20 protein-coding genes and 1 pseudogene are annotated in these 24733 nt (G+C 72.7%); 10 read left to right on the forward strand and 11 right to left on the reverse strand.

Going from position 1 to position 24733, the window contains the following annotated elements:
* Positions 1–164: 164 nt before the first annotated feature.
* Positions 165–1175, forward strand: coding sequence for an LLM class F420-dependent oxidoreductase (locus tag ACIBK6_RS00005; protein WP_399047379.1), 1011 nt, complete (start codon positions 165–167; stop codon positions 1173–1175).
* A gap of 122 nt (positions 1176–1297) precedes the next feature.
* Here the strand turns inward: ACIBK6_RS00005 and ACIBK6_RS00010 are convergent, their stop codons facing one another.
* From ACIBK6_RS00010 to ACIBK6_RS00025, 4 genes are all read right to left on the reverse strand, one after another.
* Complete coding sequence (locus ACIBK6_RS00010) at positions 1298–1873, reverse strand: hypothetical protein (RefSeq protein ID WP_399047381.1); 576 nt, start codon at positions 1871–1873, stop codon at positions 1298–1300.
* Between the two features lie 91 nt (positions 1874–1964).
* Complete coding sequence (locus tag ACIBK6_RS00015) at positions 1965–3041, reverse strand: prenyltransferase (RefSeq protein WP_399047383.1); 1077 nt, start codon at positions 3039–3041, stop codon at positions 1965–1967.
* Positions 3038–3781: a class I SAM-dependent methyltransferase gene (locus tag ACIBK6_RS00020; RefSeq protein ID WP_399047384.1), complete on the reverse strand. Its 744-nt coding sequence runs from the start codon at positions 3779–3781 to the stop codon at positions 3038–3040. Before ACIBK6_RS00020 ends, ACIBK6_RS00015 begins: the two co-directional genes overlap by 4 nt.
* A 73-nt stretch (positions 3782–3854) precedes the next feature.
* Positions 3855–5180 carry a glycosyltransferase family 4 protein gene (locus ACIBK6_RS00025; protein ID WP_399047386.1) on the reverse strand — a complete coding sequence of 442 codons (1326 nt, stop codon included), beginning with the start codon at positions 5178–5180 and terminating at the stop codon, positions 3855–3857.
* 233 nt (positions 5181–5413) lie between these two features.
* Here ACIBK6_RS00025 and ACIBK6_RS00030 point away from each other — a divergent pair, with 233 nt between their 5' ends.
* Complete coding sequence (locus ACIBK6_RS00030) at positions 5414–6040, forward strand: TetR family transcriptional regulator (protein WP_399047388.1); 627 nt, start codon at positions 5414–5416, stop codon at positions 6038–6040.
* A gap of 325 nt (positions 6041–6365) precedes the next feature.
* On the forward strand, positions 6366–6974 hold the full coding sequence (locus ACIBK6_RS00035; RefSeq protein WP_399047390.1) for a LuxR C-terminal-related transcriptional regulator: 609 nt from the start codon (positions 6366–6368) through the stop codon (positions 6972–6974).
* A gap of 282 nt (positions 6975–7256) precedes the next feature.
* On the opposite strand, the pseudogene ACIBK6_RS00040 reads toward ACIBK6_RS00035, so the two are convergent.
* From ACIBK6_RS00040 to ACIBK6_RS00065, 6 genes and pseudogenes are all read right to left on the reverse strand, one after another.
* Positions 7257–8597, reverse strand: a pseudogene (locus tag ACIBK6_RS00040) (ATP-binding cassette domain-containing protein); the annotation flags it as partial.
* Positions 8591–10246 (reverse strand): ABC transporter ATP-binding protein, encoded by a 1656-nt coding sequence (locus ACIBK6_RS00045; RefSeq protein ID WP_399047392.1) that lies wholly within the window; start codon positions 10244–10246, stop codon positions 8591–8593. The pseudogene ACIBK6_RS00040 and the gene ACIBK6_RS00045, both read right to left, overlap by 7 nt.
* 87 nt (positions 10247–10333) lie before the next feature.
* Complete coding sequence (locus ACIBK6_RS00050; protein ID WP_399047394.1) at positions 10334–10468, reverse strand: SapB/AmfS family lanthipeptide; 135 nt, start codon at positions 10466–10468, stop codon at positions 10334–10336.
* A 54-nt stretch (positions 10469–10522) separates the two neighbouring features.
* Positions 10523–13084: a class III lanthionine synthetase LanKC gene (gene lanKC, locus ACIBK6_RS00055; RefSeq protein WP_399047396.1), complete on the reverse strand. Its 2562-nt coding sequence runs from the start codon at positions 13082–13084 to the stop codon at positions 10523–10525.
* Positions 13085–13414: 330 nt separating this feature from the next.
* Entirely contained in the window at positions 13415–13648 is a 234-nt protein-coding gene (locus ACIBK6_RS00060; RefSeq protein WP_399047398.1) for a ferredoxin, read from the reverse strand.
* Positions 13648–15111, reverse strand: a complete 1464-nt coding sequence (locus ACIBK6_RS00065; protein WP_399047399.1) for an aldehyde dehydrogenase — start codon at positions 15109–15111, stop codon at positions 13648–13650. The genes ACIBK6_RS00060 and ACIBK6_RS00065 overlap by 1 nt, the downstream gene beginning before the upstream one ends.
* A 244-nt stretch (positions 15112–15355) precedes the next feature.
* Here ACIBK6_RS00065 and ACIBK6_RS00070 point away from each other — a divergent pair, with 244 nt between their 5' ends.
* From ACIBK6_RS00070 to ACIBK6_RS00100, 7 genes are all read left to right on the forward strand, one after another.
* On the forward strand, positions 15356–16417 hold the full coding sequence (locus ACIBK6_RS00070; RefSeq protein WP_399047401.1) for an MBL fold metallo-hydrolase: 1062 nt from the start codon (positions 15356–15358) through the stop codon (positions 16415–16417).
* Positions 16418–16738: 321 nt separating this feature from the next.
* Positions 16739–17968, forward strand: coding sequence for a prenyltransferase/squalene oxidase repeat-containing protein (locus ACIBK6_RS00075; RefSeq protein WP_399047403.1), 1230 nt, complete (start codon positions 16739–16741; stop codon positions 17966–17968).
* Positions 17968–18612 (forward strand): SCO2322 family protein, encoded by a 645-nt coding sequence (locus tag ACIBK6_RS00080; RefSeq protein ID WP_399048407.1) that lies wholly within the window; start codon positions 17968–17970, stop codon positions 18610–18612. Before ACIBK6_RS00075 ends, ACIBK6_RS00080 begins: the two co-directional genes overlap by 1 nt.
* A gap of 140 nt (positions 18613–18752) precedes the next feature.
* Positions 18753–19931: an energy-coupling factor transporter transmembrane component T gene (locus tag ACIBK6_RS00085; RefSeq protein ID WP_399048409.1), complete on the forward strand. Its 1179-nt coding sequence runs from the start codon at positions 18753–18755 to the stop codon at positions 19929–19931.
* Positions 19928–21826, forward strand: a complete 1899-nt coding sequence (locus ACIBK6_RS00090; protein ID WP_399047405.1) for an ATP-binding cassette domain-containing protein — start codon at positions 19928–19930, stop codon at positions 21824–21826. Before ACIBK6_RS00085 ends, ACIBK6_RS00090 begins: the two co-directional genes overlap by 4 nt.
* 71 nt (positions 21827–21897) lie before the next feature.
* Positions 21898–22683: an ECF transporter S component gene (locus ACIBK6_RS00095; RefSeq protein WP_399048411.1), complete on the forward strand. Its 786-nt coding sequence runs from the start codon at positions 21898–21900 to the stop codon at positions 22681–22683.
* A gap of 307 nt (positions 22684–22990) precedes the next feature.
* Positions 22991–23413 carry a transglycosylase SLT domain-containing protein gene (locus ACIBK6_RS00100; protein ID WP_399047406.1) on the forward strand — a complete coding sequence of 141 codons (423 nt, stop codon included), beginning with the start codon at positions 22991–22993 and terminating at the stop codon, positions 23411–23413.
* On the opposite strand, the gene ACIBK6_RS00105 is transcribed toward ACIBK6_RS00100, so the two are convergent.
* Positions 23410–24621: an alpha/beta hydrolase family protein gene (locus ACIBK6_RS00105; protein WP_399047408.1), complete on the reverse strand. Its 1212-nt coding sequence runs from the start codon at positions 24619–24621 to the stop codon at positions 23410–23412. The genes ACIBK6_RS00100 and ACIBK6_RS00105 overlap by 4 nt on opposite strands.
* Positions 24622–24733 lie beyond the last annotated feature (112 nt).

A 24733-nucleotide genomic window follows, 5' to 3' on the forward strand; every position in this document is an offset into this window, starting at 1 on the left:
ACCCGCACCAGCCACTTCGCAGCACTTCGCCCCGCCGAGCTCACGCTCGACGGGGCGAAGTAGAACCAGCCCCCCCCGGATTAACCAACAGCATCCTTCCGGGCGGGGGGCCGTTGGCCTACAGTCCCCTGACGGATCGTCAGATCACTGGAGGGGGACGGCACATGCGCCTGGGACTCGCACTCGGCTACTGGGGGCGCGGCCCCCACCCCGGCCACCTCGAACTCGCCCGCGCGGCCGAGGAGTTCGGCTACCACTCGGTGTGGACGGCGGAGGCCTGGGGCTCCGACGCGTTCACCCCGCTCACCTGGATCGCCGCGCACACCTCCCGCATCCGGCTCGGCACCGCGGTCGCGCAGATGGCGGCGCGCACCCCCACCGCCACCGCCATGCACGCGCTCACCCTGGACCACCTCTCCGGCGGCCGGATGATGCTGGGCCTCGGCCTCTCCGGGCCCCAGGTCGTCGAGGGGTGGTACGGCCGCCCGTTCCCGTCGAGCCCGCTCACCGCGACCCGCGAGTACGTCGACGTCATCCGTCAGGTCCTGCGCCGCGAGGCCCCCGTCGAACTCGACGGCCGCTTCCACGCCCACCCCTACCGCGGCGCGGACGGTACGGGTCTGGGCAAGCCCCTCAAGTCCATCACCCACCCGCTGCGCCCGGACATTCCCGTACTCCTCGGCGCGGAGGGCCCCAAGAACATCGCCCAGACCACCCGCATCGCGGACGGCTGGCTCCCGCTGTACTGGTCACCGACCAGGACGGACGCGTACGCGGCCTCGTTGGCGGGGTTGCGGGACGACTTCCTGGTCGCCCCCATGGTCCGCGCGCACGTCTGCGAGGACGTGGCCGAGGGGCTGCTCCCGGTGAAGGCGATGCTGGGCTTCTACATCGGCGGCATGGGCCACGCCGCCCGCAACTTCCACGCCGACCTGATGGCCCGCATGGGGTACGGGGAGGCGGCCCGCCGGATCCAGGAGCTGTTCCTGGCGGGCCGCCGCGACGAAGCGGTGCGGGCCGTCCCGGACACCTTCGCCGACGAGATCTCCCTGGTGGGCCCGCGCCAACGCATCGCCGAACGCCTGGAGTTGTGGCGCAAGGGCCCGGTGACGGACCTGTTGATCACGTCCCCGGACCCGACGACCCTGCGCACCTTGGCGGACTTGAACTCGTAGCGCTGGTCCGCAAATCCTCAGGTCCCGCCGGCACATCCAAACCCTGGGCAGAATAATCAAGCCCGTCATGGGGGTCCCCCCTGGCCCTTAAGGCCTTGGGGGAGCTTGAGGACGCAGGGTGGTCAGCCACCCAACTGGCTAGCAGAGGGCACCTGGTCAGTCACCGGCGCCCCCGCACTCGCGCCCGCGTTCTTGACCCCGCCGATCACATTCTGGAACTGGTTGACGTCCGCGTCACTCGCGTCCCCCTTGCGCAGCTTGTCGCCGAGGCCCTTCAACGAGTCGATGCCGGACCCCAGCGGCGCGAGGGCCTTGGACAGCAGCGGGTCGCCCTTGGCGTTCTCCGTGGCCGCCTTCAGGCGGTTGTACGTGAACGCTCCGGCCAGGCCCGCCTTGACGAGCGCGAACGTACGGCCCTTCGCGCCCTTCTTGAACGTGCCGGCCTTGAACGGCTTCACGATCCACTGGTAGGCGGCGCCGGCCGCGAGACCCGCGTTCGCGACGAAGCGGGTCTTGGCGAGTTTCTGGCGCTCGGCGGAGCTGGTCGGCGAGGCGCTGCTCGCCGCCGCGTGCTCGGCCGCCGTCAGGCTGCTCTGGGTGGTCTTGGTTTCGCCTCCGCAGGCGGCCGTCGACACCAGGACGGTGCTGGACAGGACGACCGCCACGACTATGCGGCGGATGGGGAGCGTACTGGGCACGATGACCTCCGGGGGATGTTTCGGGCCTCCCCGGCAGCCTCACCCGCCTGGCCGCACTCCGCCACTCGGGCGACTCCGTACGAGTGCCCCCTTAGCCGCAGCAGTACGGAGCCAGCCCCCGGGGCAGGCGGTCGCCGCCGAAGACCGCCACGGTCGGCTCGTCGCCGCCCAGCGCGGCCACCGCGAGGAGCAGCGAGCCCGCCGTCCACGTCGTGAGCTCCTCCGGCCACACCGCGCGGTTGCCCTCGAAGACGTACCCCGTCCAGTACAGGCCCGAGGCGGGGTCGCGCAGGTGCCGGATGGACTGGAGGATCTCCAGGGCCCGGTCGGACTCCCCCATCGCCCAGAGCGCCAGGGCCAGTTCGCAGCTCTCGCCGCCGGTGACCCAGGGGTTGGGCAGCACGCAGCGCACCCCGAGGCCGGGGACCACGAAGTCGTCCCAGCGCGACTCGATGCGCTCCTTGGCCTCGGCGCCGGTGAGCGCGCCGCCCAGGACCGGGTAGTACCAGTCCATGGAGTAGCGGGACTTGTCGAGGAAGCGTTCGGGGTGGTGCTGGATGGCGTGGGCGAGCGCGCCGGCCGCCAACTCCCAGTCGGGCTGGGGCTCTTCGCGCTGCTCGGCGATGGCGAGCGCGCAGCGCAGCGCGTGGTGGACGGACGAACTGCCGGTGAGCAGCGCGTCGTTGACCGCCGTTCCGTCCTCCTCGCGCTTCCAGCCGATCTGCCCGCCGGGCTGCTGGAGGGCGAGGACCCATTCGACGGCCGCGAAGACGGCGGGCCACATGCGGTCGAGGAAGGTGTCGTCGCCGGTGGCGAGGTAGTGGTGCCAGACGCCGACGGCTATGTAGGCGACGAAGTTGGACTCCCGGCCGTGGTCGGTGACGTGGTCGTGCTCGCCGTCGTGGTAGGCGGCGTACCAGGATCCGTCCGCGTTCTGGTGCCGGGCGAGCCATGCGTAGGCGCGCTCGGCGGCCTGGTGCTCGCCCGCCGCGTCGAGCGCCATGGCCGCCTCGGTGTGGTCCCAGGGGTCCAGGTGGTGCCCGCGGAACCACGGGATGGCGCCGTCCTCGCGCTGGGCGGCGAGGAGTCCGGCGACCGTCTTCGAGGCCTGTCCGGCGGTGAGCACCCCGGGCAGGACGAGGTGTTCGGTGCGCTCCGGCGAGGTCACTTGGCGGCGCCCACAGGGAGGTGAGGCTTGGTCGCGTACGCCACGAAGCTCTTGCCGACGACCGGGTTGAGCGCCCGCTCGGCGAGCCGGGTGACCGTGCTGATGCCGGGCGTCTTCATGATGTCCCAGACCAGGAGCTGGTGGTACGCCTTCACCGGCAGCGCCTTGTCGTTGTCGACGCCGAAGGCGCACTTGAGCCACCAGTACGGCGAGTGCAGCGCGTGCGCGTGGTGGGTGCCGTACGGCTTGAGGCCGGCCTGCTTCATCTTGCCGATCAGCTCGTCGGCCTTGTAGATGCGGATGTGGCCGCCCTCGACCTCGTGGTACGCGTCCGACAGCGCCCAACACACCTTCTCCGGCCCGTACCTCGGCACGGTGACGGCGATGCGGCCGCCCGGCTTGAGGACGCGGACCATCTCGGCGAGCACGCCCTTGTCGTCGGGGATGTGCTCCATGACTTCCGAGATGATCACGACGTCGAAGGACTCGTCGGGGAAGGGGAGGTTGAGCGCGTCCCCTTCCATCGCCGTCGCGGTGGCTCCCTCGGGCGCCTCCCCGGCCTCCTTCATCGCGGCGAACCACTTGGCGACCTCGCGGATCTCCTCGCCGTTCTGGTCGAGCGCCACGACCTGGGCGCCGCGCCGGTAGCACTCGAAGGCGTGCCGGCCCGCGCCGCAGCCCAGGTCGAGCACGCGGTCGCCCGGGGCGAGCGGGAAGCGGGAGAAGTCGACGGTCAGCACGGGGTCTGCCCTTTCCGATGGAGAACACCTGTGGCCGCGGAGCGGCCGGTAGTCGTGGGCGCGGGGCGCCCGGTCAGCTGGCGGGCTTGCGGGCCGGGACCCGGCCCTGTGCCTCGATCGCCTCGCGGTAGAGCTCGGCGGTGCCCTGGGCGGCGCGGGCCCAGGTGAAGCGTTCCAGGACCCGTTCGCGGCCGGCCGCGCCGAGGCGGGCCCGCAGCTCCGCGTCGGCGAGGAGGCGGCCGATGGCCACCGCGAGGGCTCCCGCGTCGCCCGGCGGCACGGCCAGGCAGGTCTCCCCGTCGGCCCCGGCGACCTCGGGAATGGCGCCGCCGGTGGTGGCGACCAGCGGGGTGCCGGTGGCCATCGCTTCGGCCGCGGGCAGCGAGAAGCCCTCGTACAGCGAAGGTACGCAGCTGACCTGCGCGGACCGTACGAGGTCGACGAGTTCGGCGTCGGAGACGCCCTTGACGAACCGCACCGCGTCGCCGAGCGCGTACTTCTCGATGGCCTGGGCGACCGGTCCGTCCTCGGCTCGCCTGCCGACGACGACGAGGTGCGCGTCGGGGTGCTCGGTGCGCAGCTTGGCGAGCGCTTCGACCAGGAAGACCAGGCCCTTGAGCGGCACGTCCGCGCTGGAGGTCGTCACGATCCGGCCGGGCACCTCGGCGACGGCCGCATCCGGCGACCACAGGCCGGTGTCGGCGCCGATGTGCACGACCCGGATGCGGTCCTCGCGCACCCCGAGGTGGTCCACGATCTCGCCCCTGGAGGTGCCGGAGACGGTGAGCACGGACGGCAGCCGGCGGGCGACCCGCTTCTGCATGCGGGTGAAGCCGTACCAGCGGCGCACGGAGGCGCGGCGCTTCCAGTCGGCGGCGGCGTCCAGTTCGAGCTTTCGATCGACGGTGATGGGGTGGTGGATCGTGGTGACGAGCGGCGCGCCGACATCGCCCAGCAGCCCGTACCCGAGCGTCTGGTTGTCGTGGACCACGTCGAACTCGCCCCTGCGCGCGGCCAGATGACGCCGGGCGCGCAGCGAGAAGGTGAGCGGCTCGGGGAAGCCGCCGGTCCACATCGTGGCGACTTCCAGGCGGTCGATCCAGTCCCGGTACTCGTCCCTCTTGGGCGTACGGAACGGATCGGGCGAGCGGTAGAGGTCCAGGCTGGCGAGTTCGGTGAGCGGGACGCCCTCGTCGAGCACGGGGTAGGGCTGGGCGCCGATGACCTCGACGCGGTGCCCGAGCCGGGCGAGCTCGCGCGAGAGGTGGCGGACGTAGACGCCCTGGCCGCCGCAGAACGGGTTCCCCTTATAGGTGAGGAGCGCGATCCGCAGCGGGCGCTCGCCCTCACGGCCGGCGTCCCCGGTGCGGGGGCTTGCCTCAATGGCCTCAGCGGTCACTCGCGGCCCCCTTCATCACTGCGTTTCGCCGGAGCGTAACCGCTCGCGCTAATCTAGAACAAGTTCCAGACTTGATCCTTCTCAAGCGTTCTTCGATCACTTGAGGAGCTTCGAATCTACCGGCAGGTAGCGCGACTGTAAGGGCTGGATCAGGTGATTCGCGCCACGACGGGACCCCTGCCATGCTGGCCGCCGAGCGCGGGTGTCACGACGGCAACAACGGAACGGGACATATGACAGCGGAAGCCAGGGTGGCCACCGAGACCTCCCCTCCTCTGACGGAGCGGCAGGAGGCGCGCCGCCGCCGCATCCTGCACGCGAGCGCCCAGCTGGCCAGCCGGGGCGGCTTCGACGCGGTCCAGATGCGCGAGGTGGCCGAGGCGGCGGGGGTCGCCCTCGGCACCCTGTACCGCTACTTCCCGTCCAAGATCCACCTCCTGGTCGCGACCATGCAGGACCAGCTCCAGCACCTGCACAGCGCGCTGCGCAAGCACCCGCCGTCCGGCGAGGGGGCCGCGGACCGGGTGGCCGAGACGCTGATGCGCGCCTTCCGGGCGCTCCAGCGCGAGCCGCATCTGGCGGACGCGATGGTGCGGGCCCTCACCTTCGCGGACCGCTCGGTGAGCCCGGAGGTGGACACGGTCTCCCGGCAGACCACGGCGATCATCCTGGACGCGATGGGCCTGGACCGTCCGACGCCGGAGCAGCTCTCGGCGGTCCGGGTCATCGAGCACACCTGGCACTCGGCCCTGATCACCTGGCTGTCGGGCCGGGCGTCCATCGCCCAGGTCAAGATCGACATCGAGACGGTCTGCAAACTGATCGATCTGACCGCGCCACCCATTGCGCCGAAGGCGTAGCGAGATCCCGGGGCACCCCTTGGCGCGCTCCCCCGCCGCGAGAGTCCGTCCGGGGCTCAACTGCCAGGTGGGACACGGTGGTTGAGGGCTTCACCGGGGCCTCGGGAACGCGCCCCGGCGGCGCGTGCCGCACCCCGTGTGCGCGGGTGCGCGCCCCCAGTGCCCCCCGTCAATCTGTTCGGCGGGGCCATGACAGGGGCAGCCGCCGCCCAGAATCGTTGCGTGCCCAACGAAGGCGCCGGTAGGTGAGAGCCTGTGTCTCAACCCCGCCGCGGACCCAGGCGAGGTTGAGACACAGGCTCTGAGCTTGGAAGGAGCTGGAAACGTGGTCCGGGTACTTCTCGTGCACGACTCGTGCCTGCTGCGATCGGCCCTGGCCGAACGCCTCGCACGCGAGCCCGACCTGGAGGTCCACCACACACCTTGGCGCGGCGCCCCGGCGCTGGCGCGATTACTGAGCCCGGACGTCTGCGCGGCCGACCTGGACTGTTCCGAGTCCTACGGGATCGCACCGCTCGGCGAACTCACCGGCTGCCGCCCGGGCACCGGGAAGTCCCGACTCCTGGTGCTGGCCGACGCACACCGTCCGGGACCGCTGAAGCGGGCGGCCGATGCCAATGCCCGCGGCTATGTGGACAAGGGGGGCACGCCAGAGCATCTGATCGCGGCCATCAGACAGGTGGCCGAGGGGAAACGGTTCGTCGATGACTCGCTGGGCTTCAGTTTCCTCAGAGCGGCCGAAATGCCGCTGACCCGCCGTGAGTTGAGCGTTCTCTCACTCGCCGCCGAAGGAGCCTCGATCTCCGACATCGCGCACCGGCTGCATCTGTCCAACGGCACGGTGCGCAACTACATGGCCGCCATCACCCGCAAGACCGGCGCCCGCAACCGGGTCGACGCCATACGGATCTCCCAGGGGGAGGGGTGGGTGTGAGACATCCTCGCCGGTGCCGGTGCCGGTGAGATCGCGGTAGAACGCGGAGCGGGCGAGGAGCTCCTCGTGGGTGCCGAGTTCGGCGCGGGCCCCGTCCATCAGCAGTACGCGGTCCGCGCGGCGGGCCGAGCCGGTGCGGTGGGCGACGACCACGAGGGTGCGTCCGGGCTGTGCGGTGAACGCCCGCTCCGCGCTCGCCTCGGCCACCGGGTCGAGATGACAGGTCGCCTCGTCGAGGAGGACCAGCGGCGCGGGCGAGGCGTGGGCCCGCGCCAGTGCGACGAGCTGGCGCTCACCGGCGGAGAGCGCGGCGGGGTCGAGCACCGCGTCGAGCCCGCCGAGCCGGTCGGTCAGCGGCCCCGCCCCGACCGCCTCCGCCGACGCCAACAGGGCACTGTCATCGGGGAGTTGGGCGCAGAAGTAGCTCAGGTTCTCGCGGACGGTGGCGGTGAAGACGTACGCCTCCTGCGGCACAAGGACCCGGTCGGGGCCCCGCAGCACCTCACCCGCGTCCGGCCGCAGCACTCCGGCGATCAGCGCGAGCAGGGTGGATTTGCCGATGCCGCTCGGACCGGCCACCGCGAGGTGCTCCCCGGCCGGTACGGCGAGGTCGAGGCGGTCGAGCACGGGGGCGGCGCCCGGCCCGTACGCGAAGACGACCCCGCGCAGCCGCACCGGCCACGCCCCGTCCTGGTGCCGGGCCTGTGCCGGAACGTCGTCCGGCCCGGCGGCGAGCCTGCGCAGGACGACCGACAGGCGGGCGCCCGAGGTGCCGAGGCCCTGCACCAGGGCCTGGAGGGCGGGCAGCAGCGACTGGGTGAGGTAGGCGAACGCGCCCGCGAGGCCGCCCGCGGTGACTCCGTGGCGCAGCAGCCAGGGCGCGGTGACCAGGAGCAGCGGCAGCGGCAGCCGTCCGCCGATGCCCACGGCGAAGGTCCTGGCCACGCCCCAGACGGCGAGCGAGCGGGCCGCGCGGTACTCGCCGTCGACGCGCGCCCCGGCGTCCGCGGCGGCCCGCCGCTCGGCGCCCGATGCCGCGATGTCCCGCAACCCGGTTGCCAGCAGGCCGAGTTCGGCGGCCAGGCGTTCGTCGGCGGCCAGGAAGTCCTCCTGGCGACGGGCGAGCGGGCGGAGGGTCGCGGCGAAGAGCGCGAGTCCGACGAGCAGCGGGCCCGCGACCACCGGGAGCAGGACGGGGGCGAGGGCGAAGAGGCCGAAGAGCGCGCCGGCCGCGGTGAAGACGAAGGTACGCGAGACGAGCACGAGTCCGGCGAGGGTGTCCCTGGCCAGCTCCACCTGCTGGGTGAGGCGGGAGAGCGCCGCGTCGTCCGCCTCGCGCAGGCCGCGCGTCACCACCGCCCGCACGAGTTCGTCCCGTACGGGTTCGACCAGGTCGGCGACGGCTCCGTACACCCGGCGGGTTCCGAAAGCCCCCGCGAGCACGGCGAGTCCGGCCGCCACGAGCCATCCGGTGCCGGTGGCGGCGCGGCCCGCGAGGAAGCCGTCGTCCAGGGCGCGGGCGAGGGCGAAGCCGAGCAGGAAGGTCTGGGCGGCTTCGAGCAGCGACCATCCCGCGAGGCGGAACAGGACCCGCTTGCGCCGGCCAAGGAGGTTCCTCAGCATGGGGCATCGTCCTCGCCGAACACCGCGCGGTAGTCGGCCAGTCGGGACAGTTCGCGGTGCGGGGCGACCGCGCGCGGACGGCCGTCCTCCAGCCACACCACCAGGTCGGCGCGGGCCGCCGTCGAGGCGCGGTGGGCGACGATCAGGTGGGTGCCGGTGCCGTGCAGCAGGGCCCGGGAGACCTTGAGCTCGGTGGCCGAGTCGAGGCTGGAGGTGGCGTCGTCCAGGATCAGCAGACGGCCCGGGTGGGCGAACGCCCTGGCCAGGCCCAGGCGTTGGGACTCGCCGCCGGACAGGGGCGCACTCGCGCAGGGCGTGGCGTAGGCGGCGGGCATCCGGCGGACGAAGTCGTCGGCGCAGGCGGAGCGGGCCGCCGCCACCACGGCCGGCTCGCCCGGGTCGTGGGCCCCGTACGCGATGGTGCCGCCCACCGTGCCGCCGAGCAGCACGGGGCGGGCGAAGGCGTAGCCGACCGCGCGGCGCAGCTCCGTGTGGGTGAGGGAGGGCAGCGGTACGCCGTCGAGGTTCACCGTGCCGGACTCCGGGTCGGCGAGCCGGCCCGCGACGGCCGCGAGCGCCGACTTGCCGCTGCCCGACCGGCCGACCACGGCGACCACCGCCCCGCCCGGCAGCGTGAGATCGACCTCGCGCAGGGGCCCGTGCACGACACCTCGCAGGGTCAATTCCCCGGTGCCGTCCGGCAGTTCGGCATGTCCGTACGCAACGACCGGTGCGGTCAGCACCTCCTGGAGCCGGGCGGTGGCGGTGCGTCCGCGGGTCAGCGTGTTCACCATGCCGACCAGGGCGCCGGTGCCGGTGGCGAGGCTCGCGTAGCGCCAGGCCGCGAGGAGTCCGCCGACGCTCAACTCGCCCCGGGCCAGGCGCAGTCCGGCGACGGCGAGCACCGCGAGCTGGAGCAGCGGGAGCAGCACCGCGGCCTGCGCGGTGGAGCGGCCGAGCACCTGCCACATGAGGTGGCCCTGGCGGGAGAGTTCGGGCAGCGGCGCCAGGATGCGGGCGGCGTCCCGCTCGGGGTGTCCGGCCGCCGCGATGGTGCGGGCACCGCGCACCGCTTCCAGGAGGCGGCCCGCGATCTGGCCCTGGGTGCGCAGATAGCCCGCGCTGCTCGCGCCCGAGCCGCGCACGAACACCCGAAGCAGCAGGGCGAACAGCGGCATTCCGGCGACCACCACCAGGGCGGTCCACGGATCGGTGAGGGCCAGCGCGACGAGTCCGCCGACCGGGGTGATGACGGCGGCAAGGGCGCCCGCGATCGATACGGGTACGGTCGAGGCCTGGGCCGCGTTGCCGGTGAGGCGCGCCACCAACTCTCCTTCGGAGCAGGCTTGTTGCGGCCCTGCGTCGAGGACGTGACCGAGCACCCGGCGGCGCAGCCAGGCCGCGCTGCGGGCGGTGGCGGTGGCGGTGACGGCCGATTCGAGTGCGCCGATCAGTACCGCGGCCGTGGTGAGCAGGGCGCACAGGGTGATCCAGGGCGCGGCCTCGGACTGCCGCCCGGCCAGCACCAGGTCGAGCGCGCGGCCGACGACCGCGGGCAGCGCGAGCCCGGCGCCGGCCGACGCGCAGGTCAGCGCCAGGACCAGGGTGCGAGGACCGGCGCTCTGCCGGACGGTCTCACGCAACAGCAAGGCGGCCTCCCGCGTGCGGCGGCCCCGGCCGGCGAGCGGTGCCGGGCGGGGCCGCGTCGTTCACTGGTGCACCGGATTACGCGGTGATCAGAGGCAGAGCGTCAGGCTCGCGACGCTGTCGCAGAGCAGCAGACTCAGGCTGCTGCCGCCGCCGTGACCGCCGCCGTCGCCCTCGTCGTTGTCGAGTTCGACGTCGAGGTTCTGCAGGTCGAGAAGGGACATTGCATTCTCCTTTGTCGGCGATGTGCGTTGCCGTCCGTGGGGGACGGGGTTGCTTCAGCCCCGGGTGGGGCCGTCTTGGGGGCCGCCCGGTGGGGCGGCGGTGGGCGCCAGGAAGGGCAGCCCGGCAGGGCGGTCGGCGAGGGCTGCGCCGAGTGCCAGGAGGCAGCCCGCCGTGCCGGTCGCGAGGTCCATGGACAGGCGCATCATCTGGTCGCCGGGGAAGGCGAGTTGGCCTTCGTAGGGCAGGGCGTACCAGGAGAGTCCGGCGATCTGGTCGGCGATCTGGGCGCGCGGCGCACCGGTCCGCGCCAGGTGGAGGACCATGCCGGCGCGCCCGTTGAAGAGGCCGGGCTGCGCGTAGTACCGGGAGCGGGCGGCGGGCCGGATCTGCTCGCGCGCCGCGTGGAACGCCTCGTCGGGCCGGTGGGCGAGGAAGTCGTCGAGGACCGCGGCGATGCCGACGCTGCCTCCGCCGAGGTAGGGCAGGGTGCGGGTGGTGTCGTTGACGACGAGGGTGCCGGCCGGGTTGGTCACACAGCGGTCGAGATCGCGCCGCAGTTCCCCGGCCGCCCGGTCGAGCAGCGCGGCCTCGCCGGTGGACTCGTACAGCCGCAGGAAGAACAGCGCGGGGCCGCTCGCGCCGCGCAGCAGCCCGGCCCGGCGTCCGCCTCCGCCGGAGGCGCGCCCGGCGATCAGCTCGGCCGCCTCCAACGCCTGTTCCTTGTAGCCGAGTTGGTCGAGTACGAGGCCGAGGCCCGCGAGGCCGCCGTGCAGGTCGGGGGCGAGCCGCTGCCAGTTCTCGGCCAGGACGCGGCCGATCAGCTCGCGGGCCCGCTCGGGGTGGCCGAGCCGGTCGAGGACGTACGCGACTCCGGCGAGCCCGTCGTAGAGGCCGAGCGGGGTGCCGGACGGCGGCGGCGCGGTGTGCGCGAGGAGCCACTGCTCGCCCTCGGGGTACGGTCCGGCGCCGGTCTCGGCGAGCGCGTACAGCACTCCGGCGGCGCCGTGCGCGAGGCCGAGGCCGCCGCCCTCGGTGAACTGGGCGATGTCGCCGGGGAAGAGCCGGTCGTCGCGTTCGGGGCAGGCGGAGGCGAGGATGGCGCGAGCCATGGAGTCGCGGCTCGCGGGCCAGTCGGCGAGGTCGGCGGGCGCGTACCCGGCGCGCACCGCCGCTGGCTCCCCCTCGATCACGCGGACCGCCTCGTCCAGGTACCCCTCGGGCAGGCCGGGGAACTGGGCGGCGGCGATCTCGGCGAGGTGCGCGGCCTTGGCGCGGTCGATGACCAGCAGGCTCGTCATCGGCACGAACAGGGCGATCCGCAGACAGGCCAGCGCGTAACGGTCCACGTCGAAGCCCGTGCGGTCCAGGGGCGCGATGAAGCCGGGGTGGGCCATGGACTGGCCGCGGTGCCGGTCGACGGGCATGGCGGCCTCGAAGTCGAGGAGCCGTACGGACTGCTCGTCGGGGGCGACCATGATGTTGAACATGTGCAGGTCGTTGAAGACGATGCCCCGCTCGTGCACGGCGGCCACCGCGTCCTCGACGGCCCGCAGCATGCGCAGCGCCCACTGGGTGTACTCGGCGACCTCGGCGGGATCCGGCTCGACGCCGATGAGCGGGTGCCGGGGCGCGAAGAAGGAGTTGAGGGTGCGGCCTTCGAGGAAGTCCATGACCAGGAAGCGGTGCTCGCCGAGGGTGAACCAGTCGCGCACGGCGGGCGCGATGCCGAGCCCGCCGACCTGTTCCAGGGCGGCCTTCTCGCGCTCCAGGCGGGTCACGGCGTCGCCGCCGTCCGCCGCCAGCCCGGCATGGGGTCTGGCCTCCTTGAGGACGACCCGCTCGCCGGTGCGGGTGTCGGTCCCGGCGTAGACGCCGCCGCCGTTGGAGAAGTGCAGGGCGCGTTCGATGCGGTAGGGCAGGTCGCCGGTGGTGGTCGCGTTGCGGGCGGCGAGGTGGGGCGCGAGGAACTCCGGCAGGGCGACCCAGTCGGGAACGTGGAAGACCGGGTCCCTACGGTCGGGTACGAGCACCCCGTCGGCGTTCTCGACGGCGGTCACCAGGGTGCCGTTCGCGTCGACGCAGTGGCGCTTGGTGAAACCGCCGTAGCGGACGTAGAGCGGGCCCTCGCCCCAGCGCAGATCGGTGAGGATGTACGGCCCCGGCTCACCGGCGAGCAGGGCGCCCAACTCCTCCAGTATTAACCGGAGTTCGGCCTCATCGGCGGGGTAGAGGGTGGCGAACTTCCCGCTGGAGCCGCGGCCCGCGTACTTGGAATTGCGCAGGTGCAGGGGCTGGCGCCCGGGTACGAACTTGAAGGGGACGGCGCGCGGTACGCAGTAGTCCCACACCTGCGCCGCCGTCTTCTCGGCGTTGTCCAGACAGGCCGAGACGTGGATCTTCCAGCCCTGCTGCGGCCGCACCGGGCGCCCTGCCGCCTCCTGAGGACTGAAGTGCAGCCAGTCTCCGGCAAGTTGGGAGGTCCAGCCGTCGGGTGCGGCTCGCTGGGCGGCCTCGAACAGCGGGGTCCGGCCGCCGGTGCGCGAGGAGGACAAGCGGTCCGGGGTCTCGTAGAAATACCTGTCCGCCAGACAGAAGACCTCGTACCGCTTGTCCATATGTGCCTCCCCCTCGATGCCCTGACATCGAGTGGCACTCCCCCCTCGACGGCGTGGCAACGAGATTTCCACGCCACCGCCGGGGCCGGACAGTCACGCCTGTCATCAGGTCACCGTGCGGTACGCATGGGTCAACCTGTGTTCGTAGTAACCGAACAGGAGGGTCCGGGTACGCCGACCAGGAGGGTCCGGGTAACCGGACAGGAGGGTCCGGGTAACCGGACAGGAGGGTCCGGGTAACCGCGCGGAAGGGTCCGGGTAACCGGACAGGAGGGTCCGGGTAACCGCGCGGAAGGGTCCGGGTAACCGCGCGGAAGGGTCCGGCCGGGGCTATTCGTCCGGCGGGAACACCGTTTCGCGGGAGTCGAGCAAGGTGATCAGGATGGCTTCGACCGGGCAGCCCTCGGCGGCGGCCAGGATCTGCTCGTTGGCGTCGGTGTCGGGGGTACGGGGGTGGGACTGCCGGGCGGAGTCGAGCTCGAAGCCGGCCGGGGCGTGGTTGACGCACATGCCGGAGCCGATGCACACGCCCCGGTCGACCTCGACGTGCCAGCGGTCACCCATCAGGCGCCCGCCTCGTATCCGGCGGGCAGGTGGATCATCTTGTGCTCCAGGTACTCGCCGAAGCCCTCGGGCCCGAACTCCCGCCCCACTCCGGAGGACTTGTAGCCGCCGAACGGGCCCAGCATGTCCAGGCTGAAGGTGTTGACGTTGAAGGTGCCGGTGCGGACCTCGCGCGCGAAGTCGATGCCGTGCGCCACGTCACCGGTCCACACACTGCCGCTCAGGCCGTACTCGGAGTCGTTGGCGATCTTCAGCGCCTCGGCCTCGTCCCCGTACGGCAGCAGGCAGATGACCGGCCCGAAGATCTCCTCGCGGGCGATGCGCATCGAGTTGTCGACGCCGCCGAAGAGGGTGGGCTCGACGTACCAGCCCCGGTCGGCACCGGCCGGACGCCCGCCGCCGGTGAGGATCTTGGCGCCTTCCTCCTGGCCGATCCGGATGTAGTCGAGCGAGCGCTGCTGCTGGCGTTTGGCGACCAGCGGGCCGACCTGGGTCGCCGGGTCCAGCGGGTCGCCGACGACCAGCGCGCCCGCGGCCGCCGCGAACGCCTCCGCGATCTCGTCGTAGCGGCTGCGCGGCGCCAGGATGCGGGTCTGCGCCACGCAGGCCTGCCCGTTGTTCATCCACGCGGCCGGAACCACGCCCGCGACGGTCGCCGCGAGGTCCGCGTCCGGCAGGATCACCGCCGCCGATTTACCGCCGAGCTCCAGGGTGACCCGGGTGAGGTTGCGCGCGGCGACCTCCATCACGCGCTTTCCGGCCGCGACGGATCCGGTGAAGGACACCTTGTCGATGCCGGGATGCCCCACGAGGTACTCGCTGACCTCGCGGTCCGCGGGCAGGATGGAGAGCACGCCCTCCGGAAGCCCTGCCTCGGCCGCCATCTCGCCGAGGATGTACGAATCCAGCGGCGACTCGGGGGACGGCTTCAGGACCACCGTGCAGCCGGCCAGCAGCGCGGGTGCCAGCTTGGCGGCGGCGACGAACTGCGGGACGTTCCACGGCACCACCGCCGCCACCACCCCGACCGGCTCGCGCCGCACCAGGATCGGGCCGAGCGCCCCGGACCGCCGCTCCTCGTAAGGGAATTGGCGCGCGACGCTGATCGCCGAATCCCACACCATCATCGCGCCGAGCGCCTGCGCGAGCACGCTCCACGAGTACGGCGAACCGTTCTGCGAGCTGATCGACCTGGCGATCTCCTCGTGCCGCACCAGGATCGCGTCCTTGATGCGCGACACGACCTCGATGCGCTCGTCCAGTGTCATCCGGGGCCAGGGCCCCCGGTCGAACGCCGTGCGCGCGGCGGCGACGGCCCGGTCCACATCCGCCTGCGAGGCGTGCGGTACGCGGCCGATGACCTGCTCGGTGTGGGGCGAGATCACCTCGATGACGCCGGAGCCGAGGGGGTCGGTCAACTCCCCGCCGATGAACAGTTGTCCGTGTTCCACAAGCTCGGTCATGCCTGGTGCCTCCTGCGGCGCGGGCTTCCTTGACACAGCTACCTGACACAGCTACCTGACACTGTTTCAGAACTGATACCAGTTCTACTTGCAGGAGTCCACGGCTGGAACGGCCCTGGGCGCCGAGCAACGTGGATGACTTGGGCTACCACTGAAACTGGTTCTAGTTATAGTGGGCGGGAAGTGTGCCGCCGGGTGTGCGTCCCACAAGACGGGTGCGCGGCCAGACAGAGACGAGGACTCCATGCCGCAGGAGCCAGCCGAGCCTCAGGTGACCGACCACGGCGGCGGTGTCCACTCCATCAAGGTGCCGATCCCGGACAATCCGCTCGGCCACACCCTGGTCCACCTGATCGACACCGACCGGGGCCCGGTGCTCGTCGACACGGGCTGGGACGACCCCGCGTCCTGGGACAACCTGGCCGCCGGCCTGCGCGCCCTCGGTACGGATGTCGCCGACATCCACGGCGTGGTCATCACCCACCACCACCCCGACCACCACGGGCTGTCCGGCCAGGTCAGGGAGGCGTCCGGCGGGTGGATCGCGATGCACGCCGCCGACGCCGCCGTGGTACGCCGCACCCGCGAGGCCGAACCGGCCGTCTGGCTGGACTACTTGGCCGACAAGCTCGCCGCGGCGGGCGCCCCCGAGGACCACCTCGCCCCGCTGCGGGCGGCCCGCACCTCCGGCCGCACGCGGACCCTGCCGGGGCTGCGGGCCGCGCTGCCCGACCGCGAGATCGTCCCCGGCGACCTGCTGCCGCTGGCCGGCCGCCGGCTCCGCGCGATCTGGACGCCTGGCCACACCCCCGGCCACGTCTGCCTGCACCTGGAGGAGAGCCACCCCGCCCAACTCCCCGGCAACGGACGCCTGTTCAGCGGCGACCACCTGCTGCCCGGCATCACCCCGCACATCGGCCTGTACGAGGACCCCGACGACACCACTGTGACCGATCCCCTGGGCGACTACCTCGACTCCCTCGAACGCGTCGGCCGCCTCGGGGTCGCCGAGGTGCTCCCGGCCCACCAGCACGCCTTCACCGAACCGGGCGTACGGGTACGGGAGTTGCTGGCCCACCACGAGGACCGCCTGACCGGCCTGCTGGCCCTGCTGTCCACCCCGCTCACCCCGTGGCAGCTCGCCGAACGCATGGAGTGGAACCGCCCCTGGGCCCAGATCCCGTACGGCTCACGCAACATCGCGGTCTCAGAGGCGGAGGCGCATGTGAGGCGCCTGGTGAAGCTGGGCCGGGCGGAGCCGGTTGCGGGGTCCGGGGGCGGGGTGGTGCGGTACCGGGCGGTGTAGGAGGCGGGGTGGGGAAGAGGCCCCGCAGGGCCCCCAACCCCCGGCCGGTAAGGTGGGCAAGTCGTCATCATGCCCGTACGGGGGGAAGCCGGTGCAAACCCGGCGCTGACCCTTCCCCAAACTCTCGGCTCCGCTCGAGCAGGGGAGACCCCAATCCGTAAGCCGCACCTGCGGCCAGCCGGAATGCCCCGGACACGCATGACCGGCTCACAGTCACCCGCACCCCGCAGGTGACCGGCACCGTCGAGGCACACGGAGCCGGAGCCGGGTGCCCGCGTGCGCCCGTGCCCGCGCTCCCCCGCAGGAGAGGCACCGCCCGCCATGACCGTACGCCGCTGCGCCGCAGCGCTCGCCGCCGCCACCGCCATCCTGGGCGGCGCCGCCCCGGCGGCCCTCGCCGACGGCACGCCGCCGCCCTCGACGGTCCCGCCGGGCCTGTACGGCACGAAGGACCCCCAGTACGACGGTGTCTTCCGGCAGTCCCTCGCCTTCCTCGCCCAGCAGAAGGCGGACGTGCAGCCCGCCGCCCAGGCCGTCGCCTGGCTCACCGGGCAGCAGTGCGCCGACGGCTCCTTCATGTCGTTCCGCGCGGACACCGCCAAGGCGTGCGACGCCACGAAGCTGGACACCAACGCCACGTCCGCCGCGATACAGGCGCTCGTCGCGGTCGGCGGTCACGCCGACGCCGTGAAGAAGGGCGTCGGCTGGCTGAAGTCGGTGCAGCAGGACGACGGCGGCTGGCCGTACACCCCGGGCATGGGCGGCAGCGACGCCAACTCCACCGCCATCGTCATCGGCGCGCTCGCCGCCGCGGGCGACAAGCCCGCCGAGGTGAAGTCGGCCAAGGGCGGCAAGTCACCGTACGACGCGCTGCTCACCTTCGCGCTGCCCTGCGACGACCCCACCGGCGCGGGCGCCTTCGCGTTCCAGCCGGACCCGAAGACGCAGAAGCTGTACGCCAACGCCGCCGCGACCGCCGCCGCCGTCACCGGCGCTCTCGGCAAGGGCCTCACCGCCACCGCGGGCACCGCCGGCGCCTTGGGCACCGCCTGCGAGAAGGCCGCCACCCCCGAGCAGGGCGCGCACAACGGTGCCGCCTACCTCGCCAAGACACTGGCCCCGACCGGGTTCCTGAAGTCCTCGCTGCCGGGCGCCGCCGACCAGCCCGACTTCGGCAGCACCGCCGACGCGGTCGTCGCGCTGGCCGCCGACGGCATGCCGGAGCAGGCGAAGAAGTCCGCCGACTGGCTGTCGAAGAACGCCGCGGCCTGGGCCAAGGAGAACGGCCCGGCCGCCTACGCCAAGCTGATCTTCGCCGCCGACGCGACCGGCGCCGACCCGAAGAACTTCGGCGGCGTGAACCTGGTCCAGTCCCTCAACGCCACCGGCCCCGCCGCGCAGGCCGCGCCCTCCGCCGCCCCTTCGGCGGAGCGGAAGGACACGAAGAAGAACGACGGCATCTCCGTCTGGTGGATCGTCGGCGTCGGCCTGGTCGCGGGCATCGGCGTCGGCTTCCTGATCAGCAGCCGCAAGAAGAACCAGCAGCCGTGATGCGGACGCGACTCGCCTCGTTCGCGGCGCTGCTCCTCGCACTGGTGGCACTGGCCGCCGGTGCGGGGTCGGCGCAGGCGGCCGGGTACCGCTACTGGTCCTTCTGGGACCGTTCGGGCGACACCTGGACGTACGCCACCCAGGGCCCGGCGTCCGCGCACCCGGGCGACGGCTCGGTCCAGGGCTTCCGCTTCGCGGTGAGCGCGGACTCGAAGAACGCGGCCACGCCGCGTTCCGCGCCGTCCTTCGAGGCGGTGTGCGGTACGACGCCGACCAAGGACGGCACGAAGCGGGTCGCGCTCGTCATCGACTTCGGTACGCCGCAGGACGCCGCCCAGGGCGACACCCCGCCCGCCCCGCGCACCGCCTGCGCCCAGGTCGCCCCCGACTCGACCAGCGCGGACGCGCTGGCGGCGGTCGCCAAGCCGCTGCGCTACAACAGCGCTGCCCTGCTGTGCGCGATCGGCGGCTATCCGCGCACGGGCTGCGGCGAACAGGTCGGGGACACGGCGCCGAAGCCCGCACCGGCCGCGAAGGGCGACGGAAGCAGCGGCGGCCCGTCGGTCGGCCTGCTCGCCGGGGTGGCCGCGGTACTGGCCCTGGGAGCGGCAGCAGTGTGGCAGTCCCGCCGCCGCAGGAACTGACCCCAGGCATGCCCTCCCCGGAACACGAAGGCCCGCAGCCGCCGACGGCGATTGCTCCCCACGGGGAGACCCGCACCTACCCACTCAGTAGTACGGGATGGGGGTCCCCCCTGCTCCTTAGGAGCTTGGGGGAGGGTGGGATCGACAGCCCGGCCGGAGGCCGGGCGCACCCCCACCGGCCCGGGGCCGAAGACCGCGCCCACCGGCCCGCCGCCGCCCAGCGCACGCTCGCCGCCCCCGCCGCGACCCGGAGCAACGCCGTGCACCCCGGTGCCTGGTGGCTCTGGGCGCTGGGCCTCGCCACCGCCGCGTCGCGCACGAACAACCCCCTCCTGCTCGGCCTGCTCGTCGGCGTGGCCGGCTACGTCGTGGCCGCCCGCAAGACCGACGCCCCCTGGGCACGCTCGTACACCGCGTTCATCAGGATCGGCCTGTTCGTCGTCGGCATCCGCCTCGCCTTCAACCTGGTCCTCGGCTCGCCGATCCCCGGCAGCCACACCCTGCTCACGTTGCCCGAACTCCCGCTCCCCGACTGGGCGAAGGGCATCCGCGTCGGCGGCCGGGTCACCGCCGAGGGCATGCTCTTCGCGCTGTACGACGGCGCCCGGCTTGCCACCCTGCTGATCTGCGTGGGCGCGGCGAACGCGCTCGCCAATCCGGCCCGCCTCCTCAAGTCCCTGCCGGGCGCGCTGTACGAGGCCGGGGTCGCCGTGGTCGTCGCGATGACGTTCGCGCCGAACATGGTCGCCGACGTCGTACGACTGCGTACCGCACGACGGCTGCGCGGCCGCCCCACCGGCGGCATCAAGGCGATCGCCCAGATCGGCCTGCCGGTCCTCGAAGGCGCCCTGGAGCGCTCGATCGCGGTGGCCGCGTCGATGGACGCGCGCGGCTACGGCCGCACCGCCCAGGTCCCCGCCTCCGTACGGCACACCACCACCGTCCTCACCCTCGGCGGACTGCTCGGGGTGTGCGCCGGAACGTACGGGCTGCTCGCCGCCGAGGGCGCCGGGTACGGGCTGCCCGTGCTCGCCGCCGGCCTGCTCGCCGCGCTGGCCGGGCTCCGCCTCGGCGGCCGCCGCCAGATCCGCACCCGCTACCGGCCCGACCGCTGGGGCGTCCGGTCCTGGCTGGTGGCCGGTTCCGGCGCGGCGGTCGCGGCGCTGACCCTCTGGGCGGGTACGTACGCTCCACAGGCCCTGACCCTGGGGGTCGTCCCGCTGACCGCGCCGGGCCTGCCGCTCTGGCCCGCGCTGTCACTGCTCGCCGGTCTGCTCCCGGCGTTCGTCGCACCCGTGCCACCGAAGGAGTCCCCGTGATCCGGTTCGAGAACGTGTCGGTCACCTACGACTCCGCCGCGGAGCCGACCGTACGAGGTGTCGAACTCGCCATCCCCGAAGGGGAGTTGGTGCTGCTCATCGGCCCGTCCGGAGTGGGAAAGTCGACTCTCCTCGGCACGGTCTCCGGGCTCGTCCCGCACTTCACCGGCGGCACCCTGCGCGGCCGGGTCACCGTCGATGGCCGGGACACCCGTACCCACAAGCCGCGCGAGCTCGCCGATCTGGTCGGCACGGTGGGCCAGGACCCGCTCGCGCACTTCGTCACCGACACGGTCGAGGACGAACTCGCCTACGGAATGGAGTCGTTGGGCCTCGCCCCGGCCGTGATGCGCCGCCGCGTCGAGGAGACCCTCGACCTGCTCGGCCTCGCGGAGCTGCGCGACCGCCCCATCGCCACCCTCTCCGGCGGCCAGCAGCAGCGCGTCGCGATCGGCTCGGTCCTCACCCCGCACCCGAAGGTCCTGGTCCTGGACGAGCCGACCTCGGCGCTCGACCCGGCGGCGGCCGAGGAGGTCCTGTCGGTCCTCCAGCGCCTGGTCCACGACCTGGGCACCACGGTCCTGATGGCCGAGCACCGCCTGGAGCGGGTGATCCAGTACGCGGACCAGGTGATCCTCCTCCCCGCCCCCGGCGAGCCCCCGGTGCTGGGCACCCCCGCCGACATCATGACCATCTCCCCGGTCCAGCCCCCCGTGGTGGCCCTGGGCCACCTGGCGGGCTGGACCCCGCTCCCTCTCTCGGTACGAGACGCCCGCCGCAGGGCAGGCACCCTGCGCGAACAACTGGCATCCCACACCCCGCACCCGTCACAGGGGGACCCAACCACCCCGAACCAGCCGCAGGCGGACCCCACCACTCCCAGCCACCCGACGCAGACGGCCCCCACCACCAACTCCCAGCCGCCGCAGGCGGGCCCAACCGATCAGCCGCAGTCGCCGACGGCGAGCACCACCCACGGGGAGACCCGCACCAGCCGACTAACAGGTACGGGTGGTGCGGGTGGGAAACACAGCCCGGCCGGAGGCCGGGTGCACCCCCACCGGCCCGCAGCCGCCAAGCGCACCCTGGCCACCCTCCTCCGCCGCCCCCCGAAAACCCCGCGCACCCCCGCCGCCGAGGCGGACCCCGTCGCCACCACCACCGCCCTCGGCGTAAGACGCGGCCGCGTAGAAGCCCTGCGGAACGCGGACCTCACCGTCGCCCCCGGCGAGACCATCGCCCTGATGGGCCGCAACGGCGCGGGCAAGTCCACCCTGCTCGCCACCCTCGTCGGCATGATCGAGCCGACCGCCGGCGCGGTCACCGTGGGCGGCCGCACCCCCCACCGCACCCCGCCGCGCGAACTGATCCGCGAGGTCGGCCTCGTACCGCAGGAGCCGCGGGACCTGCTGTACGCCAACACCGTGGCGGCCGAGTGCGCCACCGCCGACGAGGACGCCGGGGCCACCCCCGGAAGCTGCCGCGCACTGGTCTCGGAGCTCCTGCCGGGCGTACGGGACGACACACACCCCCGCGACCTCTCCGAGGGCCAGCGTCTCGCCCTCGCGCTGGCGATCGTCCTGACCGGCCGCCCGCCCCTGCTCCTCCTGGACGAGCCGACCCGGGGTCTGGACTACGCGGCGAAGGCCCGCCTCGTCGCGGTGCTGCGCACGCTCGCCGCCGAGGGGCACGCCATCGTGCTCGCCACCCACGACGTGGAGCTGGCCGCCGAGCTCGCGCACCGTGTCGTCATCCTCGCGGGCGGTGAGGTCGTCGCGGACGGCCCGACCGCCGAGGTCGTCGTCTCCTCCCCCGCCTTCGCCCCGCAGGTCGCCAAGATCCTCGCCCCGCAGCACTGGCTCACCGTCCCCCAGGTCCGCGAGGCCCTGTCGTGACCCGAGACACAAAGAACGCACAAGCCGCCCAAACAACCCGAGCCCCCCATGCCGTACGAGCGGTACGGGCCATCTGCCTCGGCCCGCGCGCGGTCGTCGCCCTGACCCTGATCACCCTGATCGGTGTCGCCGCGTTCGGCTGGCCGCTGCTCGCCGACGCGAACGCGGGGCTCGCGCACTCGCGGGACGCCCCCTGGCTCTTCGCCGCGCTGCTCCCGCTCTTGGTGGGTGTGGTGGTCGCCACCATCGCCGACGACGGCATGGACGCCAAGGCCGTCGCGATGCTCGGCGTGCTGGCCGCGGTGGGCGCCGCGCTGCGCCCGCTGGGCGCGGGCACCGCCGGTCTGGAGCCGATGTTCTTCCTGATGGTGCTGAGCGGCCGGGTGCTCGGCCCGGGCTTCGGCTTCGTGCTCGGCTCGGTGACGATGTTCGCCTCGGCCCTGCTGACCGGCGGCGTCGGGCCGTGGATGCCGTTCCAGATGCTCGCGATGGGCTGGTTCACGATGGGCGCCGGCCTGCTGCCGGGCCCGCACCGGCTGCGCGGCAGGATCGAGCTGGGCATGCTCGCGCTCTACGGCTCGCTCGCCTCATTCGCGTACGGCACGGTCATGAACCTCCAGGGCTGGACGTACATCGGCGGCATGTCCTCGGGGATCTCCTTCCACCCCGGCGATCCGCTGCCCGCCAACCTGGTCCGCTTCTTCGCGTACTGCGCGGCCACCTCGCTGGGCTGGGACCTGGGGCGGGCGGCGCTCACGGTCGTACTGACCCTGACGCTCGGCGCCACCGTCCTCAAGGCGCTGCGGCGCGCGACGCGGCGCGCCAACTTCGAGGCCCAGGTCACATTCGAGGGCTGAACAGAGCCCTGCGGGGGTGAGGCCGCCCACAGGGCCTTGGTCCTCTACGAGGCTGGATAGTGGTCCCACAGCATGATCGAAACGACCCCTCACAGCGGCACTGACCTGCACTTATCCGGCCCTTACACCCTTTGGGACGTTTCACCCCTCATGCGACCCCCACTAGTAAATGGGGTCATTGCGGCCACCCATCGAGCCAGTTACAACTGTTCGAGTCGCCGGAACCGCCCGGTCCGCAACCCGGGCCGATTCCTTACGGGTTCCCCCGTCGTGGAGGTCTTCGAGCCTCCGACGGAGCGCGACGGCCATGTCCCCGAAGTTAGGTCCTTCGTTGTCTTTCGCCGCCCGCATCACCGCTCGTAAGAAGTCCATCGCCGCCGCCGGTGCCACGCTGCTCGCCGCTGCCGGTGTCGCCATGGCCGCCGTCCCGGCCCAGGCCGCACCGACGAGCGCCCAGGCGATCGCGCAGCAGATGATGCCGTCCGACCAGTTCCAGTGCTTCAGCAACATCGTGAACCACGAGTCCGGCTGGAACCCGTCCGCCACGAACTCCTCTTCCGGCGCCTACGGCCTGGTCCAGGCCCTGCCCGGCAACAAGATGGCCTCCGCCGGCGCCGACTGGCAGACCAACCCGGCCACCCAGATCAAGTGGGGCCTGAACTACATGAAGGACCGCTACGGCAGCCCCTGTGGCGCCTGGAACTTCTGGCAGCAGAACAGCTGGTACTAAGCCGTACCGGCAACGGAGTCGAAGAGCCGCACGATCTGCGGCGCCGACTTCCTGAAGGCCCCGCTGTGGTCGACCGCACCTTGGTCGACGACCGGGGCCTTCTTTCCGTGCGCGGCGAGCTGCCGGGCACAGCTGAGCGTGTTGGCGATCGGTACGTCGGTGTCCCCGGCCGCGCTGTAGAGCCGCACCGGCACGGCGGGCTTCCAGTCGCAGGTGCGGTCGTTGTCGCGCATGGCGTCGAGCAGCGCGCCGCTCGGATGCCTGAGCCGCTCGTAGAAGCCGGGCGTCACCATCTCCTTCGCGGTGCCCGGCAGCGCACCGAGGACTTCTTCCGTGGTGTGCCGCCCGTCGAAAAGCTGGTCTACGACCTGGGCGTACGGCTGCCGGAACACCTCCCCCGCATCCTTGTAAATGGGGTGCAGCCGGTTCTGGGCGGTGAGCCAGTAGGAGAGGTACAGCACACTGCTCGTGTCGTTCACCCGCCCGTCGAAGAGCGCGGGCATCTCCTCGCCCGCGATGTCGTACGGTCCCGACACCGGTGCCAGTGCCTTCAGCCGGAAGTGCGCGTCCGTGCCCTGGCTCAGCGCCTTGCCGAGTGCCATGGCGACCTGGCCGCCCTGCGAGAACCCGGTGCCGTACACGTCCCCGGTCAGCGGCCTGCCCAGCTCGCGGGCCGCGGTGCGGGTGGCCCGCAGCATGTCCAGCGAGGCGGACACGGACGACGCGGTGTCCATATAGGGGTGGCGGCCGGGCCCCTTGCCCAGGCCCAGGTAGTCGGGCGCGGCGACGGCCCGGCCCGCGGAGGCGTGCAGATAGGGCGAGATCCGGCCGGAGTCCTCGGCGGCGGATGGCGCGTAGTCCCGGTCGACCATGGTGCCGTGGGTGTCCGCGACCAGGTCGAGCGGCCCGCGCCGGCCGTCGGCGGGCAGCGCGAGCAGGCCGGTGGCGGTGGTGGGGCGGCCCTGGGGAGTGATGGTGCGGTACGTGATCCGGTACGCGCGTACGCCGTACCGGACTCCGGCGGTGTCCACGTCCTGTGCCTTGAGGAAGGCGGAGATGTGGGCGGGCGTGAGGTCCGCGACGCGCGTGACGCTCAGGAGGTCGCCTCGCGAGTGTGCGCCCTGTGCTTGAGCGGGGGCTGCCGCGACCCCAACTACCGCCGCCAGCAGGGCAGTTGCGGCTCCGGCCCGAACGTGAGATTTCGTCATACCCCGAACCTAGGCGCGGCGCCCCCGCCCCGACCATCCGCCCAGCCCCCGAAGCGAAGGTGCACTTAGCCCCACCCGGAGGAGACATTTCCCCACCCCGCCCCTTCCCGAA

The sequence above is a fragment of the Streptomyces sp. NPDC050485 genome, from assembly GCF_044458185.1.
GTDB lineage: Bacteria > Actinomycetota > Actinomycetes > Streptomycetales > Streptomycetaceae > Streptomyces.

Bases quoted from the DNA above. Each gene is read 5' to 3' on its own strand.
- ACIBK6_RS00075 (WP_399047403.1), top strand. From the start codon at position 16,739: ATGACCGTACGCCGCTGCGCCGCAGCGCTCGCCGCCGCCACCGCCATC.
- ACIBK6_RS00050 (WP_399047394.1), bottom strand. From the start codon at position 10,468: ATGTCCCTTCTCGACCTGCAGAACCTCGACGTCGAACTCGACAACGAC.
- ACIBK6_RS00065 (WP_399047399.1), bottom strand. From the start codon at position 15,111: ATGACCGAGCTTGTGGAACACGGACAACTGTTCATCGGCGGGGAGTTG.
- ACIBK6_RS00060 (WP_399047398.1), bottom strand. From the start codon at position 13,648: ATGGGTGACCGCTGGCACGTCGAGGTCGACCGGGGCGTGTGCATCGGC.
- ACIBK6_RS00070 (WP_399047401.1), top strand. From the start codon at position 15,356: ATGCCGCAGGAGCCAGCCGAGCCTCAGGTGACCGACCACGGCGGCGGT.
- lanKC (WP_399047396.1), bottom strand. From the start codon at position 13,084: ATGGACAAGCGGTACGAGGTCTTCTGTCTGGCGGACAGGTATTTCTAC.
- ACIBK6_RS00080 (WP_399048407.1), top strand. From the start codon at position 17,968: ATGCGGACGCGACTCGCCTCGTTCGCGGCGCTGCTCCTCGCACTGGTG.
- ACIBK6_RS00005 (WP_399047379.1), top strand. From the start codon at position 165: ATGCGCCTGGGACTCGCACTCGGCTACTGGGGGCGCGGCCCCCACCCC.
- ACIBK6_RS00105 (WP_399047408.1), bottom strand. From the start codon at position 24,621: ATGACGAAATCTCACGTTCGGGCCGGAGCCGCAACTGCCCTGCTGGCG.
- ACIBK6_RS00030 (WP_399047388.1), top strand. From the start codon at position 5,414: ATGACAGCGGAAGCCAGGGTGGCCACCGAGACCTCCCCTCCTCTGACG.
- ACIBK6_RS00100 (WP_399047406.1), top strand. From the start codon at position 22,991: ATGTCCCCGAAGTTAGGTCCTTCGTTGTCTTTCGCCGCCCGCATCACC.